Below are 15,060 nucleotides of genomic sequence, written 5' to 3'. Positions count from 1 at the left end.
GCGATCGGCACCGCCGCGGGCGTCGTGGGCACGTTCCGGGCCGATCGGAGCACCGCGCACCGCGTGAGAGAATGGTCTAGACAACTGTTGATCCATGAAGGGCAGAACCATGGCTGAGCGCCGCGTCAACGTCGGTTGGGCCGAGGGCCTGCACGCCCGCCCCGCTTCCATCTTCGTCCGTGCCGCCACGGCTTCCGGCATCCCCATGACGATCGCCAAGGTCGACGGCACCCCGGTGAACGCCGCCTCCATGCTCGCGGTGCTCGGTCTCGGCGCGCAGGGGGGCGAGGAGATCGTGCTCGCGTCCGAGGCCGACGACGCCGAGGTCGCCCTGGACCGCCTGGCGAAGCTGGTCGCCGAGGGGCTCGAGGAGCTTCCGGAGACCGTCTGAAACATTTTCTGCGAGAGAGTCGCGGCACCCTGAACCGGAGCCGCGGCTCTTTTGTTTCCCGCCCCTCGGGCTTCCCCCTGCTTCTTGGGCTTCCTCTGCTTCTCGGAGCTTCCCCTCGTCTTCCCCGGCGTTTCCCCTGTGCCCCCGCCGAAATATTACGGAGCAGCCCGAGCAGATCCGGACCGTGGAATCCTCGAGCGGATCCGGACCGGGGAATCAAAGCCCACAGGATCAGGACGGAATGAATTCAGGCCGGTGAAATCAATGCGGGAAGGGCCCGCCTTCACGGAATCACGCTTCACCCCTTTGTATACGGCGTGATCGTTAATGCCGCGCACCCGCGGTGTGCACGGAATGTTTCGAAGTCCTCACCCGGCCGGTGCGCGGAGCGGGCCGGCGGGCCGTGCGGTCCCCCGGCCGGTCGGTCCGGCGCAGCCGGTGCGCGGCCGCGGCCCGTTCGACGTGCTGGGCGGCCAGCGCCCTGGCCCGGTCCGCGTCGCGGCGCGCCACCGCGTCCACGATGGCCCCGCGCTCGGCCCAGGAGTCCATCGGCCGGGCGGGCGGCTCGACCGTGTACATCCAGGCGATCTTGTACCTGAGCTGAGTGAGCAGGGCGGTCAGGCCGGGGCTGCCCGATGCCTGCACCAGCGTCTCGTGGAACCAGCCGTCCAGCGGGCGCAGCTCCTCCACTTCGCCCCGCCCGGCCCGGTCCCGGCCGAGTCCGACCAGGCCGCGCAGCACCTTGAGGTGCGCCTCGGTGCGGCGCCGGGCGGCCCGCGCGGCGCCCAGTGGCTCCAGCAGCATCCGGACCTCCAGGAGGTCGGCCGCCTCCAGCTCGGTGGGCTCGGCGACCCAGGCGCCCGCGTGGCGGCGGGTGACCACGAACCCCTCCGCCTCCAGGGTCCGCAGCGCCTCTCTCACCGGGACCCGGGAAACCCCGTACCGGCGCGCCAGCAAATCCTCGGTGAGCCGGCTGCCCCGCTCGAAGACGCCCGAGACGATGTCGTCACGAATTGCCTTGCATGCCGAATGCGCCGGAATGTGCATGCCCGAACCTCCGCCTCAATACCCGCACACCGCGGCCGACCGGTGTCTGCCCCGTGACTCTATTGCAATGCGGCCGAATTTCCGATGCCGGACGGAAATTCATGAATATCTTTTGGCCACGGGGCGGTTCGGCGAACGGGTGCCCGCGCCGGAGTGCCGGGCGGACACGCCGATGGCCCCGGCGAACTGCCGGGGCCATCGGAAGGGCGGGGAGGGGTGCCGCGGAGTGCGCGGGTCAGACGTTGACGCCGTGCGCGCGCAGGTACGCGACGGGGTCCACGTCGGAGCCGTACGCCGGGCTCGTGCGGGCCTCGAAGTGGAGGTGGGGGCCGGTGGAGTTGCCGGTCGAGCCGGAGAGGCCGATCTGCTGGCCCGCGCCGACGCTCTGGCCGACGGAGACGCCGATCGAGGAGAGGTGGCCGTACTGCGTGTACGTCCCGTCCGTCATCCGGAGCACGATGTTGTTGCCGTACGCGCCGCCCCAGCCGGCCTCGACGACCGTACCGGCGCCGACGGCGACGACGGAGCTGCCGGAGGCAGCGTGGAAGTCGATGCCCGAGTGGCTGCCGGAGGACCAGAGCGAACCGTTGGACTTGTAGCCGGTGCTGACGTACGAACCGGCGACCGGCAGCCGGAAGGCGCCCAGCCGGGCACGCTCGGCGGACCGGGCGGCGCGCACCTCCTCGGCACGCGCCTCGGCCGCCCGCTTCGCCTCGGCCTTCTTCCTGGCTTCGGCCTTCCTCTTGGCCTCCGCCTCCGCCTTCGCCGCGGCCGCGGCCTCGGCCTGGTGCTGCTGTGCGTCGGCCTGGGCCTCGATCTGGCCGGCGAGGGTCGCGTCGATGGCGATGATTTGGTTCAGGCCGGCCCCGCTCGTGGCGGGGGCGTCGGAGCCCGCCGCGAGGGCCGGGGAGGCCAGGCCGCCGATGGCTCCGGTGGTGGCCAGGGTCGCGACGCCGACGGCCTTCACGCTCCCGCGCGTCAGGCGGCTCGGGGCACGGTGCTTCCCGGTGGCACGGGTGAACGCCATGAAGTGGCTGGTCCTTTCCTTCCTTCTCGCCTACCGGGTTAGCTGACGGGTTCGGAGCAGGAAGGTCTCCTACGGACCCCCGGCCGTCGCGGCTCGGGCGTCCGATTCACCCCAGGGACTTCATGGGTCCCCGGCTCCCCTGGCTCGCGCCGGACGGGGACTCGGCGATGACTGCCCGGTACGTCGCGGTTGCGGCATACGAGTGGCGGACAGCCGAGCCGACGCTAGGCGGGGCCGCTTTCATTCGCCAAACGGGCAGGCCTTTTTGTAGCGCATCCCACAGGGCAGACAGGCAACCTCCCCCACAAGAGCGGACAAAAGGGAGAATCGCGGCGAAATCCCTCTCGCTGCGATCCTCCCTTTGTCCGGGTGTGCGCATGTCCGGCCTTCCGCCTTCCGGCGGGGCCGTTCGTCAGCCGGAGACCACCGAGACCTCTCCGATGCCCAGTGCGCGGACCGGCTCCGCGATCCGGGCCGCGTCACCGACGAGGATCGTGACCAGCCGGTCCTCGGGGAACGCGTTGACGACCGCCGCGGTCGCCTCGACCGTGCCGGTCTCCGCGAGCCTGGCGTACAGCTGTGCCTGGTAGTCGTCGGGGAGGTGCTGCTCCACCTGGTCGGCGAGGGTGCCCGCGACGGAGGCCGCGGTCTCGAACTTCAGGGGCGCCACGCCCACGAGGTTCTGCACGGCCGTCTCGCGCTCCTCGTCGGTCAGGCCCTCCGCCGCCAGGGTCCGCAGGACCGTCCACAGGTCCCTGAGCGCCGGCTCGGTGGACTCCGTGTCCACGGACCCGCTGATGGCGATCATCGAGGCGCCGGTCGCGCCCGATTCGGAGTCCGGGGCCGAGGACCGCAGTACCTGGGCGAAGGCCCGGACACCGTAGGTGTAGCCCTTCTCCTCGCGCAGCACCCGGTCCAGCCGGGAGGTGAGCGTGCCGCCCAGGCAGTACGTGCCGAGCATCTGGGCCGGCCACACGCTGTCGTGCCGGTCGGCGCCGATCCGGCCGATCAGCAGCTGCGTCTGCACCGCGCCCGGACGGTCGACGATCACCACCCGCCCGGTGTCGTCGGCGGTGATCGGCGGGGCGGGCCGGGGTGCGGCGGGCTCGCCCGACCAGTCGCCGAGCGTGTCGGCGAGCAGGGCGTCCAGGTCGATACCGGTGAGGTCGCCGACGACCACGGCGGTCGCGGTGGACGGCCTGACGTGGGCGTCGAAGAACGCGCGCACCGCCGCCGAGTCGATCCGCTCCACCGTCTCCTCGGTGCCCTGACGCGGGCGCGACATCCGCGCCTCGGCCGGGAACAGTTCCTTGGAGAGCTGCTTGGCGGCGCGCCTGGCCGGGTTGGCCTGCTCGTGCGGGATCTCGTCGAGCCGGTTGCGCACCAGCCGCTCGATCTCGCCGTCCGGGAAGGCGGGCGCCCGGAGGGCCTCGGCGACCAGGGCCAGGGCCTTGGCGAGCCGGGAGGCCGGGACCTCCAGGGAAACCCGGACGCCGGGGTGGTCGGCATGGGTGTCGAGCGTGGCGCCGCAGCGCTCCAGCTCGGCGGCGAACTCCTCCGCGGTGTGCTTGTCGGTGCCCTCGGAGAGCGCCCGCGACATGATCGTGGCCACGCCGTCGAAACCCTCGGGCTCGGCGTCCAGCGGGGCGTCGAGGAAGACCTCCACCGCGACGACCTGCTGGCCGGGGCGGTGGCAACGCAGCACCGTCAGGCCGTTGGGCAGGGACCCCCGCTCCGGGGCGGGAAAGGCCCAGGGCCGGGCCACGCCGGGGGCCGGCTGGGGGTGGTACTGCATCGAAACTCCAGTCGCGGCGTCGGTCACTTGCCCGCTCCTTCGTGCGCGTCGGTGTCGTCGGCGTCGGTCTCGTCGGCGGTCTCGGCCGACTCGACCGGCTCGTAGACCAGCACCGCCCGGTTGTCGGGGCGCAGCTGGGCCCTGGCCGCGGCCTGGACCTCCTCCGCGGTCACGTCGAGCACCCGCTGCACGGCGGTCAGGGCCAGCTGCGGGTCACCGAACAGGACGGCGAAGCGGCACAGTTCGTCCGCGCGGCCCGCGACCGTGCCGAGCCGGTCCAGCCACTCGCGCTCCAACTGGGCCTGCGCCCGCTCCATTTCCTCGGGCGTGGGGCCCTCGGCGGCGAACCGGGCGAGCTCCTCGTCGACCGCGGTCTCGACCTCCGGCACCTCGACCCCGCCGGACATTTTGACGTCCAGCCAGCCGAGCGAGGGTGCTCCGGCCAGGCGCAGCAGCCCGAACCCGGCCGCCACGGCCGTACGGTCGCGGCGGACGAGCCGGTTGTACAGCCGTGACGACTCGCCGCCGCCGAGCACGGTCAGCGCGAGGTCCGCCGCATCGCACTCCCGGGTGCCGTCGTGCGGCAGGCGGTAGGCGGCCATCAGGGCGCGCGCCGGAACCTCCTCGCGCACCTCCTCGCGCAGCTGCTCACCGATGATCTCGGGGAGCGTGCCGTCGCGCGGCGGCTGCTTGCCGTCGTGGGACGGGATGGAGCCGAAGTACTTCTCGATCCAGGCCAGGGTCTGCTCGGGGTCGATGTCGCCGACGACCGAGAGCACCGCGTTGTTGGGGGCGTAGTACGTACGGAAGAAGGTGCGCGCGTCCTCCAGGGTCGCGGCGTCCAGGTCGGCCATCGAGCCGATCGGCGTGTGGTGGTACGGGTGGCCCTCGGGGTAGGCCAGGGCTGTCAGCCTCTCGAACGCCGTGCCGTAGGGGACGTTGTCGTAGCGCTGGCGGCGCTCGTTCTTGACGACGTCCCGCTGGTTCTCCATGGACTCCTCGTCGAGCGCGGCGAGCAGCGAGCCCATGCGGTCGGCTTCGAGCCAGAGGGCCAGCTCCAGCTGGTGGGCGGGCATGGTCTCGAAGTAGTTGGTGCGCTCGAAGCTGGTGGTCCCGTTGAGCGAGCCGCCGGCCCCCTGCACCAGCTCGAAGTGGCCGTTCCCCTTGACCTGGCCGGAGCCCTGGAACATCAGGTGCTCGAAAAGGTGAGCCAGGCCGGTGCGTCCCTTGACCTCGTGGCGCGAGCCGACGTCGTACCAGAGGCAGACTGCGGCGACCGGGGTCAGATGGTCCTCGGAGAGCACCACGCGCAGGCCGTTGGCCAGGCGGTGCTCGGTCGCTGTCAAGCCGCCGGAGCCGGCCTGAGCTGTGGCCGTGTGACCCATGGGCATGTACGTCCCTTCGATCGCGATACTGGATTTCCTGCGAGACCTGCCACTGTAAGCAAGCGCACACGTGCCTGGCGAAGTTCCCGTACCGCGGAAGTTCGCATGAAAGGGGGGCGCACCCCCGCGCGAAGGGGCGGGAAACCCCGTCGGCGGGCGCCCCGAACGTCCTTTGGGCCGGGTCGAGGTCGGGGATGTCAGTGCGGCGGTCCACAATGGTCCGCGTCAGAACCTGAGGTTGCCCGAACAGAATCCGTGAAGGAGTCGCAGCAGCGATGGCCCGCCGCAGCACGAAGACCCCGCCGCCGGACGACTTCGAGGAGAAGATCCTCGACATCGACGTCGTCGACGAAATGCAGGGCTCCTTCCTCGAGTACGCGTACTCGGTGATCTACTCCCGGGCCCTGCCCGACGCCCGGGACGGCATGAAGCCGGTGCACCGCCGCATCGTCTACCAGATGAACGAGATGGGCCTGCGCCCCGACCGCGGCTTCGTGAAGTGCGCCCGGGTGGTCGGCGAGGTCATGGGCAAGCTGCACCCGCACGGCGACGCGTCGATCTACGACGCGCTGGTCCGTCTGGCGCAGCCGTTCTCCATGCGGCTCCCCCTGGTCGACGGTCACGGAAACTTCGGCTCGCTCGGGAACGACGACCCGCCGGCCGCCATGCGGTACACCGAGTGCCGGATGGCCGACGCGACGTCGCTGATGACGGAGTCGATCGACGAGGACACCGTCGCGTTCCAGTCGAACTACGACGGTCAGGAGATGGAGCCGACCGTCCTCCCCGCCGCGTACCCGAACCTGCTGGTCAACGGCTCGTCCGGGATCGCGGTCGGTATGGCGACCAACATGCCGCCGCACAACCTGGGCGAGGTCGTGGCCGCCGCCCGGCATCTGATCAAGCACCCGGGCGCGGACCTGGAGACCCTGATGCGGTTCGTGCCCGGTCCCGATCTGCCCACGGGCGGCCGGATCGTGGGCCTGAGCGGCATCAAGGACGCGTATGCCCGGGGGCGCGGCACGTTCAAGATCCGCGCGACCGCTTCCGTGGAGAACGTGACCGCCCGTCGCAAGGGTCTGGTCGTCACGGAACTCCCCTTCACCGTCGGGCCGGAGAAGGTGATCGCCAAGATCAAGGACCTGGTCTCGGCGAAGAAGCTCCAGGGCATCGCGGACGTGAAGGACCTGACGGACCGCGAGCACGGCCTGCGCCTGGTCATCGAGGTGAAGAACGGCTTCGTGCCGGAGGCCGTGCTGGAGCAGCTCTACAAGCTGACGCCGATGGAGGACTCCTTCGGCATCAACAACGTGGCACTGGTCGACGGGCAGCCGCTCACGCTGGGGCTCAAGGAGCTGCTGGAGGTCTACCTCGACCACCGTTTCGACGTGGTGCGCCGGCGCAGCGAGTTCCGCCGGGGCAAGCGCCGCGACCGGCTGCACCTGGTCGAGGGCCTGCTGGTCGCGCTGGTCGACATCGACGAGGTCATCCGGCTCATCCGTTCCAGCGACAACTCGGCGCAGGCGAAGGAGCGGCTCATCGAGCGGTTCTCGCTGAGCGAGGTCCAGACGCAGTACATCCTGGACACCCCGCTGCGCCGGCTGACCCGGTTCGACCGGATCGAGCTGGAGAGCGAGCGGGACCGGCTCAACGACGAGATCGCCAAGCTGACGGCCATCCTCGAATCGGACACCGAGCTGCGCAAGCTCGTCTCCACGGAGCTGGCCGCGGTCGCCAAGAAGTTCGGCACCGCCCGGCGCACGGTGCTGCTGGAGTCGGCCGGTACGCAGGTCGCCGCGGTGCCGCTGGAGGTCGCGGACGACCCGTGCCGGGTGCTGCTCTCCTCGACCGGTCTGCTGGCCCGTACCGCCAATGACGAGCCGATCGTCCTCACCGAGGACGCCAAGCGCGCCAAGCACGACGTGATCGTGTCGGCCGTGCCCGCGACGGCACGGGGCGATGTGGGCGTGGTGACGTCGACGGGCCGGCTGCTGCGGCTCCCGGTGATCGATCTGCCCCAGCTGCCGGACACCCACGCGGCGCCCAACCTGTCGGGCGGGGCGATGGTCTCCGAGTTCCTCACGCTGGAGAACGACGAGACGGTCGTCTGTCTGACGACGCTCGACGAGGCCTCCCCCGGTCTGGCGATCGGCACCCTCCAGGGCGTCGTCAAGCGGGTGGTGCCGGACTATCCGGCCAACAAGGACGAGCTGGAGGTCATCACCCTCAAGTCCGGTGACCGGATCGTCGGTGCCGCCGAGCTGCGGACCGGCGAGGAGGACCTGGTGTTCATCACCTCCGACGCGCAGCTGCTGCGTTACCCGGCGGCGCAGGTGCGGCCGCAGGGCCGGCCCGCCGGGGGCATGGCGGGGGTCAAGCTGGCGGCGGACGCCGAGGTGATCTCCTTCACCGCGGTGGATCCGGCGGCGGACGCGATGGTGTTCACCGTCGCGGGCTCGCACGGCACGCTGGACGACTCGGCGCAGACGTGCAAGCTCACCCCGTTCGACCAGTACCCGCGCAAGGGCCGGGCCACCGGCGGGGTGCGCTGTCAGCGGTTCCTCAAGGGCGAGGACGTCCTGGTGTTCGCCTGGGCGGGTGCGGTGCCCGCCCGGGCCGCGCAGTCCAACGGCACGCCGGTCGAGCTGCCGGAGCCGGACCCGCGGCGCGACGGTTCGGGGACACCGCTGGTCAAGCCGGTCGCGGTGGTCGCGGGCCCGGTGTAGCCGACCGGTCCGACGGCGCGGGGCCGGGCACGGCCTACGCGTCGTCGGGTCGCCGCACGTACCGCAGGACGCCCCACATGCTCCGTTCGTGTGCGGCGTCCTGCGTCGTGTCCGGGCCCGGCGCGGCGCTCTCGCGGCAGGCGTCCAGCTCCTTGCCCAGGGCCCCCGGGTCGATGCCGGAACCGATCAGCACCAGCTGGGTGAGGCGCGGCTCGTCGCGCGTCCACGGCCGCGGGTCGAACCGCAGGAACCTGCCGACCGTGTGCAGGGCGTACTTGTTGGCCCGGTCGCCCACGCCGAAGTCGACGAATCCCTTGATCCGGTAGAGGCCCTGCGGCCGGGAGTCGAGGAAGTCCATCAGGCGGCGGGGGTTCATGGGCACGTCCGCGGTGAAGGACACGCTCTCGTAGGCGGCGTGGAGGTGGTGCCCGTGCCCGTCGTGGCCCTCCTGCTCGGCCCGCTCCGCCAGGAGCAGGTCCTCGAAGGTGAGCTGGCGGGCCTTCTCCGCGCCGTCCGGTCGCAGCGCCGGGTCGAAGAGGAGTTCCGGATCGATGCGTCCGTAGGTGGCCCGGATGACCGCGGGCCCGCCGACGGCCGGCTGGCCGTCGGCTGCCGGGGCACCGGCCCCGGCGACGGCCTTCCCGACCCGGTCCAGCTCTTCGCTCCCGACCAGGTCGGTCTTGTTCAGCACGACGAGATCGGCGACGGCGAGGTGGCGGTCGATCTCCGGGTGGCGCTCCCGGGTGGCGTCGAACCCGGCGGCGTCGACGACCTCCACCAGTCCCCCGTAGACGATGTCCGGGTTGTCGCTGGCCAGGAGCATCCGTACGAGTTCCTGCGGCTCGGCCAGTCCGCTGGCCTCGATGACGATCACGTCGAGGCGGGCGGAGGGCCGGGTCAGCATGTCGAGGAAGGTGTCGAGTTCGCTCGCGTCGACCGCGCAGCACAGGCACCCGTTGCCCAGCGAGACAGTGGATCCGACCTGTCCCGAGACGGTCATGGCGTCGATCTCGATGGAGCCGAAATCGTTGACGATCACGCCGATCCGGTTTCCCGCGCGGTTGGCGAGGAGGTGGTTGAGCAGTGTCGTCTTGCCCGATCCCAGGAACCCCGCGAGAACGATGACCGGAATCTGCTGTTTGCGGGGCGGGGACGACGGGTTCAACGGAAACCTTCCTCGATGGCCTCAGGGCGCCGGGACCGGCTGCGGCGGGGGCGTGCCCACGTAACGGGCCGCCGGACGGATGATCTTCGAGTCCTCCGCCTGTTCCAGGATATTGGCGCTCCAGCCGACCACCCTCGCCGCGCAGAAGGTCGGTGTGAACATCTCGCGCGGCAGTCCGCACAGCTCCATGACGACCCCGGCGTAGAACTCCACGTTGGTGTGCAGTTCGCGGCCCGGCTTGAGTTCGGCGAGGATCGCCTCGACCTGTCGCTCCACCTCGACGGCGAAGTCGACGAGCGGGCCGCCGAAGCCCTGGGCGATGCCTCGCAGCATGCGTGAACGGGGGTCCTCGGTGCGGTAGACGGGGTGTCCGAAGCCCATGATCCGCCCGCCCGCGAGCACCTGCTCGCGGATCCAGCCGTCGATGCGGTCGGGGGTGCCGATGGCGTCCAGGGTGTCGAGGGCGCGGCTGGGCGCCCCGCCGTGCAGCGGTCCGGAGAGCGCGCCGACGGCGGCCACCAGACAGGCCGCGACATCGGCGCCGGTGGAGGCGACCACGCGGCCGGTGAAGGTCGAGGCGTTGAAGCCGTGGTCGATGGTGGAGATCAGGTACTGCTCGACGGCCCTGACCCTTGCGGCGTCCGGTACGGAGCCGGTGAGCATGTAGAGGTAGTTGGCGGCATGGGGCAGGTCGTCGCGCGGCTCGACCGGTTCGAGACCCCGGCCGAGCCGGTGCAGGGCGGTGAGCACGGTGGGGACGGCCGCACAGACGGCCAGGGCGTCGTCGCGGCGCCGGCCTGCGTCGATGTCGTACACCGGCCGGAATCCGGCCGCCGCGCCGAGGAGCGAGAGGGCGGTGCGCAGCCCGGCCAGGGGGTTGGAGGCGGCTCCCGCGCGCGCTATGGCGGGCAGTGCCTCGCGCACCTGGGAGGGGAGCCGGCGCAGGGCGGCGGTACGGGCGGCGAACTCGGCGCGGGCCCCGGCATCGGGCAGCGAGCCCTCGAGCATCAGGTACCAGACGTCCTCGAAGCTGCGGGTTCCCGCCAGCTCGATCGCCGAGTACTGCCGGTAGTGGTAGAAGCCCTCGCGTCCGCGGACGTCGCCGAGGGCCGTGCCGGTGACGACGACGCCCGCCAGTCCTCGGGGTACGTCGAGCGGGGTGCCGCTGGTCGTGGTCGGCATCGTTTCCTCCGTGGAGTTCGGGTTCATCAATATTGATTCGACCATCCAAGATTGACTCGATCTCTGTCAATATTGATTGAATCAATGTGTATACGGTTGGCGACATGACGGATCGAGCAGCACCCGACGACGCTTCCGGGGCGACGGCCCCACGACGGCTCAGCACCCGGGAGACGGCCGAGCGTCTCGGGGTGAAGCCGGAGACGGTGTACGCCTACGTCAGCCGGGGCCAGCTGAGCAGCACCCGCGCCCCCGGCGGGCGCGGCAGCACGTTCGACGCGGCGGAGGTCGACGCGCTGGCCCGGCGCACGGGCCGTCGGGAGCCCCCACCCGCCCCCGGCGACCTTGTCTTCCGCACCGGCATCACCCTGATCGAGAACGACCGCTACTACTTCCGCGGCGTCGACGCGACCGAACTGGCCCGGGAGTACGCCTACGAGGAGGTCGCCGAGTGGCTCTGGAGCGGTGAGCTGCGCCCCGGCGTCCGCTTCACGGCACCCGATGAGGCGTTGGCCGCGGCGCGCGGGGCGGTCGACGCGCTGCCCGCGCACAGCAGTCCGACGGACCGGCTGCGGGTCGCGGTGATCGCCGCGGCGAGCGCCGATCCGTTCCGCTTCGACCTCTCGCGCGAGTCCGTGCTCGCCGGTGCGCGAAGTCTCGTGCCGACCCTGGTCGGGGCGCTGCCCCCGGCGGCCGGAGGGGCCGTGGAGGGGGCACGGGAGCGGCCGGAGGAGAGGGAGGTCGGGCTGGCCCGGCAGCTGTGGTCGAAGCTCACCGCCCGGCCCGCCGACGCGCCGTTCGTCACCGCGCTGGACGGCGCCCTCGCCCTGCTGATCGACCATGACCTCGCGGCCTCGACCTTGGCCGCCAGGGTCGCCGCGTCCGCCCACGCCCATCCGTACGCGGTGGTCTCCGCGGGTCTCGGGGTGCTGGAGGGCCCGCTGCACGGGGCGGCGAGCGGGCTGGCCCACCGGATGCTGGCCGAGGTCCTGGAGCGGGGCAGTGCGGTCCCGGTGGTCGCCGACCACCTCCGGGCCGGGCGCAGGGTTCCGGGACTCGGCCACCGGCTCTACAAGTCCGAGGATCCCCGGGCGCAGGCGCTGTTCGCCCTGCTCGCGAGGGTGCCGCAGGCCGCCGGGGCGCTCGCCGCGGCGCGCGACGTGGTCGCCACGACCGCACGGCACACGCCCCTGCCCGCCAATGTGGACCTGGCACTCGCCGTGCTCTCGGTCTCCTCCGGCATGGCCGCGGAGGCCGGCGAGACGGTGTTCGCGGTGTCCCGCACGGCCGGATGGATCGCGCACGCGCTGGAGGAGTACGGGGAACGGCCCCTGCGCATGCGCCCCAGTGGCCAGTACTGCGGTCCCCGCCCTCCTCAGCCACTGCCCGCCGCCGCGGACGACCTGTCACGCCGGTCCGCGCCGTGAACGCGGTGGCCGCCGCAGGACAGCAGCACGGGAAGAATTGAAGCGGGAAAGATTTCGGAAAGGGTCATAACGCCGCTTACCGCTCATACGAGTAGCACCCCACCGCTCGTTTCCGGAAGAGCACGCCGTTTCGGCTGGCCTCAGCGGGTCTTCTCCCAGGTCCTGCTGATGCAGTTGGCCATCGTCACCGGTGTGACCACGCCGGCCACCGGCCTCTTCCCGGCACCGCTCAGCGCCCAGCTCGACGACCAGGCGATGCGCCGGGCCCCGGTCATCGCGCAGGGCACGGCGGCCCATCCGCAGACCGACGTGATCATGGTGACGGCCGCACGCGATGTCGCCACCGTGCAGGACGCCATGCGGCACGGCGCGCTGCAGTACCTGGTGAAGCCGTTCACGTACGCGGGGCTGCGCACCAAGCTGGAGGGTTACGCAGCGCTGCGCCACACCCTCGAACGCGGCGGCGAGGCCGAGCAGGGCGAGGTGGACCGGCTCTTCGGCGCGCTGTGGGCCGCGAGCGAGACCGACCTGCCCAAGGGGCACTCGCCGACCACGACGGAGCTGGCCAGGCAGGCACTCCGCAACGCCGACGGGCCGCTCTCCGCGCAGGAGCTCGCGGAGAGCTCCGGCATGAGCCGTCAGACCGCCCAGCGCTCTCTGAAGCTGCTGGAGAAGTCCGGCAGAGTGCGGCTGACCCTGCGGTACGGCGAAACGGGCCGCCCGGAGCACCGCTACACCTGGTCCCCCGGCGGACGGGCCTGACCGCCCCGGTCCCGGTGTGCGCCCCCGACGGCCCGTGCGGTGCCTATACCGCTCCCGCTCCGGTCAGTGCGCGGACCTCGGTCTCCGCATGCTTGGCCTCGTCGGGCGGCTCGGAGGACGTGACCGTCCCGATCCAGCCGGCCAGAAAGCCCAGCGGGATGGAGACCAGTCCGGGGTTCTCCAACGGGAAGAGCTGGAAGTCCACGCCGGGGAACAACGAGGTGGGACTGCCGGAGACGACCGGTGAAAGCAGTACGAGCAGCACGGCGGGAATCAGTCCGCCGTAGACGGACCAGACCGCTCCCCGGGTAGTGAAGTTCCGCCAGAACAGGGAGTACAGGAGCACGGGGAGGTTGGCCGAGGCGGCGACGGCGAAGGCGAGCCCCACCAGAAACGCCACGTTCAGGTTCTGGGCGATCAGGCCGAGCCCGATGGCGGCGACCCCGATCCCGGTCGCCGCCACCCTGGCGACGGCGACCTCGCTGTACTGCTTGGCGCCCGGCCGTCTGAGCGAGGCGTAGAGGTCGTGGGCCACGGAGGCGGACGAGGCGAGGGTGATGCCCGCGACGACCGCGAGAATGGTCGCGAAGGCGACGGCGCCGACCACGGCGAACAGGATCGCGCCCCCGGTGGATCCTTCACCACCGCCGAGTTCCATGGCCAGCAGCGGGATCGCCGTGTTGCCCGCGGCGTTGGATGCCCGCACCTCGGCCGAGCCGACCAGGGCGGCCGCCCCGAATCCGAGCACGATCGTCATCAGGTAGAAGCCGCCGATGAGCCCGATCGACCAGACGACGGAGCGACGGGCCGCACGGGCGGTGGGCACGGTGTAGAACCGCGACAGGATGTGCGGCAGCCCCGCCGTGCCGAGCACCAGGGCCAGGCCCAGGCTGATGAAGTCGATGCGCGCGGTCCAGCTCCCGCCGTACCGGAGGCCGGGCAGGAGGAACCTGCTGCCGTGCCCGCTCCGTTCGGCGGCGGAGTTGAGCAGGGCGTTGAAGTTGCCGTGGAAGTGGATCAGGACGAGCACGGTCAGCGCGATCGCCCCCACCATCAGCAGTACGGCCTTGACGATCTGGATCCAGGTGGTGGCGCGCATCCCGCCGAGCGACACGTAGACGATCATGAGCGCGCCGACGCCGATGACGGTCCAGGAGCGGGCCGCACCACTCGTACCGCCGAGCAGCAGGGCGACCAGGCTGCCCGCACCCACCATCTGCGCCACGAGGTAGAGGACGGACACGGTGACGGAGGAGGTGCCCGCCGCGATCCGGACCGGTCGTTCCGCCATCCGCGCGGCCACCACGTCGGCGAGCGTGAACCGGCCGCAGTTGCGGACCAGTTCGGCGACCAGGAACAGGACGACGAGCCAGGCGACGAGGAAGCCGACCGAGTAGAGCATGCCGTCGTAACCGAAGAGTGCGATGAGGCCGGAGATGCCGAGGAAGGACGCGGCCGACATGTAGTCGCCCGCGATGGCGAACCCGTTCTCCATCGGGGAGAACAGCCTGCCGCCCGCGTAGAACTCCTCGGCCGAGCCGTGGCGGTTGCGGCTCACCCAGGCGGTGATGGCGAGCGTCACCGCGATGAAGGTGCTGAACAGCAGAAGCGCCAGCGTCTGATGGTTCCCGTTCAACGCTCGACTCCCCGTGTCATCTCCTGGGTCTCCCACCGCAGTTCGAGCGCGGCCCGGTCCCGGCGCAGGCGCGCGTGCCGCGCATACACCCCGGTGAGCAGGAAGGTCGTGAGGAACTGCCCGATCCCCGCGACCATCGCGACGTTGACCGCTCCGGCCACCGGTCTGGCCATCAGCCCGGGAGCGGTGATCGCGGCGACGACATAGACCAAGTACCAGACGAGGAAGGCGAGGGTGGCGGGGATGACGAAACGCCGGTACCTGCGGCGCACCTCCTGGAAGGCCCCGCTGCGCTGCACCTCCAGGTAGATGTCGGCCGCGCGGTAACCGCGCTGCGGCTCCGCGGGCGCGGACCGCCCGGCGGGGACGAAGCTCCCCGTGTCTCCCGGCCCGCCCGACCCGGAGGCCGACTCGTCGTGCCACGGGTCGTCGAGGCGCATCGCTGCGGCCTCACGCCCTGCTTCCTTCTCCACGGAACAACTCCCCTTGTCCACGGACCACTTCGGCCGTGTACCCA

General features: G+C 71.3%; 11 protein-coding genes, 1 pseudogene and 1 riboswitch. Of the genes and pseudogenes, 4 read left to right on the top strand and 8 right to left on the bottom strand.

What is annotated here, in order from left to right; all coding sequences use genetic code 11:
- Positions 1–109: 109 nt before the first annotated feature.
- The gene (locus tag OCT49_RS27400) at positions 110–391 is read left to right on the top strand and encodes an HPr family phosphocarrier protein (RefSeq protein WP_283854461.1); all 282 of its coding nucleotides are present in this window, start codon (positions 110–112) and stop codon (positions 389–391) included.
- Between the two features lie 324 nt (positions 392–715).
- Here the strand turns inward: OCT49_RS27400 and OCT49_RS27395 are convergent, their stop codons facing one another.
- The 4 genes from OCT49_RS27395 to OCT49_RS27380 all read right to left on the bottom strand — a co-directional run bounded on the left by OCT49_RS27395 (position 716) and on the right by OCT49_RS27380 (position 5,651).
- Positions 716–1,438: a GntR family transcriptional regulator gene (locus tag OCT49_RS27395; RefSeq protein WP_283854460.1), complete on the bottom strand. Its 723-nt coding sequence runs from the start codon at positions 1,436–1,438 to the stop codon at positions 716–718.
- A 235-nt stretch (positions 1,439–1,673) separates the two neighbouring features.
- On the bottom strand, positions 1,674–2,465 hold the full coding sequence (locus OCT49_RS27390; protein ID WP_283854459.1) for a M23 family metallopeptidase: 792 nt from the start codon (positions 2,463–2,465) through the stop codon (positions 1,674–1,676).
- A 13-nt stretch (positions 2,466–2,478) separates the two neighbouring features.
- Positions 2,479–2,642: riboswitch (cyclic di-AMP (ydaO/yuaA leader) on the bottom strand.
- 235 nt (positions 2,643–2,877) lie between these two features.
- Positions 2,878–4,260 (bottom strand): M16 family metallopeptidase, encoded by a 1,383-nt coding sequence (locus OCT49_RS27385; RefSeq protein ID WP_283855963.1) that lies wholly within the window; start codon positions 4,258–4,260, stop codon positions 2,878–2,880.
- 23 nt (positions 4,261–4,283) lie between these two features.
- Entirely contained in the window at positions 4,284–5,651 is a 1,368-nt protein-coding gene (locus OCT49_RS27380) for a M16 family metallopeptidase (RefSeq protein ID WP_283854458.1), read from the bottom strand.
- A gap of 269 nt (positions 5,652–5,920) precedes the next feature.
- Between OCT49_RS27380 and OCT49_RS27375 the strand changes: the two genes are divergently transcribed.
- Complete coding sequence (locus OCT49_RS27375) at positions 5,921–8,371, top strand: DNA gyrase/topoisomerase IV subunit A (RefSeq protein WP_283854457.1); 2,451 nt, start codon at positions 5,921–5,923, stop codon at positions 8,369–8,371.
- A 34-nt stretch (positions 8,372–8,405) separates the two neighbouring features.
- On the opposite strand, the gene OCT49_RS27370 is transcribed toward OCT49_RS27375, so the two are convergent.
- A complete protein-coding gene (locus OCT49_RS27370; protein WP_283854456.1) occupies positions 8,406–9,536 on the bottom strand; it encodes a CobW family GTP-binding protein in 1,131 nt (376 codons plus the stop codon).
- A 21-nt stretch (positions 9,537–9,557) separates the two neighbouring features.
- Positions 9,558–10,718, bottom strand: a complete 1,161-nt coding sequence (locus OCT49_RS27365; RefSeq protein ID WP_283854455.1) for a citrate synthase/methylcitrate synthase — start codon at positions 10,716–10,718, stop codon at positions 9,558–9,560.
- A gap of 104 nt (positions 10,719–10,822) precedes the next feature.
- Between OCT49_RS27365 and OCT49_RS27360 the strand changes: the two genes are divergently transcribed.
- Together OCT49_RS27360 and OCT49_RS27355 are read left to right on the top strand one after the other, a co-directional pair.
- Complete coding sequence (locus OCT49_RS27360; protein ID WP_283854454.1) at positions 10,823–12,145, top strand: citrate synthase; 1,323 nt, start codon at positions 10,823–10,825, stop codon at positions 12,143–12,145.
- Between the two features lie 300 nt (positions 12,146–12,445).
- Positions 12,446–12,907 (top strand): annotated as a pseudogene (locus OCT49_RS27355) (HTH domain-containing protein); the annotation flags it as partial.
- A 43-nt stretch (positions 12,908–12,950) separates the two neighbouring features.
- Here OCT49_RS27355 and OCT49_RS27350 read toward each other — a convergent pair.
- Both OCT49_RS27350 and OCT49_RS27345 read right to left on the bottom strand, forming a co-directional pair.
- Positions 12,951–14,543, bottom strand: coding sequence for a monocarboxylic acid transporter (locus OCT49_RS27350; RefSeq protein ID WP_283854453.1), 1,593 nt, complete (start codon positions 14,541–14,543; stop codon positions 12,951–12,953).
- Positions 14,540–14,983, bottom strand: a complete 444-nt coding sequence (locus OCT49_RS27345) for a DUF485 domain-containing protein (protein ID WP_283855962.1) — start codon at positions 14,981–14,983, stop codon at positions 14,540–14,542. The genes OCT49_RS27350 and OCT49_RS27345 overlap by 4 nt, the downstream gene beginning before the upstream one ends.
- Positions 14,984–15,060 lie beyond the last annotated feature (77 nt).

It is taken from the genome of Streptomyces sp. ML-6, assembly GCF_030116705.1.
Taxonomy (GTDB): domain Bacteria; phylum Actinomycetota; class Actinomycetes; order Streptomycetales; family Streptomycetaceae; genus Streptomyces.
Note: the sequence above shows the minus strand (reverse complement) of the source record. Positions and strands in the feature narration are given on the sequence as shown.